The organism is Streptomyces sp. SPB074 (assembly GCF_000154905.1).
Lineage (GTDB): Bacteria > Actinomycetota > Actinomycetes > Streptomycetales > Streptomycetaceae > Streptomyces.
In genome coordinates this window covers 897,162-899,426 of record NZ_GG770539.1, presented here as the reverse complement: position 1 = coordinate 899,426, position 2,265 = coordinate 897,162, and the positions used below count along the sequence as shown (strand labels likewise).

The 2,265-nt window shown below is 76.2% G+C and carries 1 protein-coding gene and 1 pseudogene; both read left to right on the top strand.

Annotated features, from left to right (window positions below; all coding sequences use genetic code 11):
- Positions 1-29 precede the first annotated feature (29 nt).
- A pseudogene (locus SSBG_RS34200) lies at positions 30-406 on the top strand (glycosyl hydrolase 2 galactose-binding domain-containing protein); the annotation flags it as partial.
- Positions 398-2,265, top strand: a 1,868-nt coding sequence (locus SSBG_RS03660; RefSeq protein WP_420790333.1) for a glycosyl hydrolase 2 galactose-binding domain-containing protein, incomplete at its 3' end; no start/stop codon positions are given. The pseudogene SSBG_RS34200 and the gene SSBG_RS03660, both read left to right, overlap by 9 nt.

Genomic DNA, 2,265 nt, shown 5'->3' with positions numbered 1-2,265 from the left:
CGACGCTGCCCGCCCACGTCCCCGGCGAGGTGCACACCGCGCTGCTCGCCACCGGCTACCTCGCCGAGCCCGAACGCGGCAGCGGCGAGCGCGAGCAGACCTGGGTCGGGCACTCCCACTGGGTCTACCGCAGGCACGTGACGTGGACCCGGGTGCCCGGCGCCCGTACCGATCTCGTCGCCGAAGGGCTCGACACCGTCGCCGAGATACGGGTCAACGGCCGCCTCCTGGGCACCGCCGCGGACCAGCACCTCGTTCACCGCTGGCGCGCCGACCCGCTCCTCACCGAGGGCGACAACCTCGTCGAGATCACCTCTCCTCCGCCTGGGAGGCCGCCCGCGCCCACGAGCGCGCCCACGGCGCCCTCCCGAGCCCGTACGACGAGCCCTACGCCCACGTGCGCAAGGCCGCCGCCAACTTCGGCTGGGACTGGGGACCCCACTTCGTCACCGCCGGGATCTGGCGCCCGCTGCGCCTGGAGACGTACTCCGCGCGCCTCGACCACGTCCGGCCCCTCGTGACCCTCGCCGCCGGCCACCGCACCGCCCGCGTCACCGCGCACGTCCGGGCGGACGCCCCGGACGGCTCCCTCGTCCGGGCCGAACTGACCCACCCCGACGGGAGCGTCGCCGCGCGTGCCCGCGGCGCCGTCGCCGACGGCGAGGCGGTCCTCCTCCTCGACGTCACCGACCCCGCCCTGTGGTGGCCGGCCGGGCTCGGCGCCCAGCCGCTCTACCCGCTGCGCGCCGAACTCCTCGACGGGGAAACGGTCCTGGACACCGCGACCGTCCGCGTCGGGCTGCGCGAGGTACGCCTGGACGAGAGCCCCGACGCGCTCGGCGCCCGCTGGGCCCTGCACGTCAACGGCCGCCGGGTGCGCACGCGCGGCTACAACTGGATTCCCGACGACACCTTCCCGAGCCGTGTCACGCCCGGCCGCCTCGCCACCCGCCTCGACCAGGCCCTCGCCGGGAACGCCGACCTGCTGCGCGTCTGGGGCGGCGGTCACTTCGCCACCGAGGAGTTCCTGACCGGCTGCGACGAGCGCGGACTGCTCGTGTGGCACGACTTCCTCTTCGCCTGCGCCGCCTACTGCGAGGACGGGGAGATGACGGATCTCGTCACGCGCGAGGCCGAGCAGGCCGTCTCCCGCATGGCCGCGCACCCGAGCCTCGCCCTGTGGTGCGGCGGCAACGAGACCGTGCTCGGCCACCGGCACTGGGGCTGGAGCGACCAGACCGGCGACCGGGGCTGGGGCGCCGCCTACTACCTCGACGTCCTGCCCGGCGTCCTCGCCCGCCTCGACCCCACCCGCCCCTACGTGGCCAACTCGCCCTGGTCCGGGACGATCGAGCGCGACCCGGTCGCCGACAGCCACGGCCCCAGCCACCTGTGGACGCCGTGGAACGAGGCCGACTACGCGCACTACCGCGACCACGACCCCGCCTACGTCTCGGAGATGGGCTGGTGCGGGCCGCCCGCCTGGACCACCCTCGCCCGCGTCCTGGACGGCGAGACACCCGGCCCGGACTCGCCCCGCACCCGGCACCACCTGCGCGCCATCGACGGGATGCACAAGCTCACCCGCGGCCTCCAGCCGCACTTCCCGCCGCCCGCCGAGGGCGCCGACTGGCACTGGGCGACCCAGCTCGTCCAGGCCCGCGCCGTCGCCGCGGGCACCGAGTGGCTGCGCTCGCGCGAACGCGGCGCCGGGGTCGTCGTGTGGCAGCTCGACGACTGCTGGCCCGCCATCAGCTGGTCCGCCGTCGACAGCGCCGGCATCGAGAAACCGCTGTGGTACGCGCCGCGCCACTCCTTCGCGCCGCGCCTCGCCACGATCCAGCCGGTACGTCCCGGCCCGACGCACGACCCGGCCGGCACCGGCGGCCTGCGCCTGACCCTCGTCAACGACACGGACACCGACTGGGACACCGAGGTCCACATCCGCAGGCTGGACCTCGAAGGGCGGGTCCTCGCCTCGGCGCGCCCGCGCGCCGTGTGCGCCCCGGACGGCCTCACCCACCTCGTCCTCGACCCGTCCCTCGCCACCCCCGGCGACCCGGCGGCCGAGCTCCTGGTCGCCGACACCGGCGGCCGCCGCACGGTGTGGACGTACCGGCCCGACCGCCTCCTGCGGCAGCCCGCGCCCGCACGCCGGGTCCGGCTCGCGCTGGACGAGGACGCGCTGCGGGTCACGGTGAGCGCCCGGAGCCTGCTGCGCGACGTGTGCGTGCACCCGGACCGGCTCGCGGTCGCGCTCGGCCT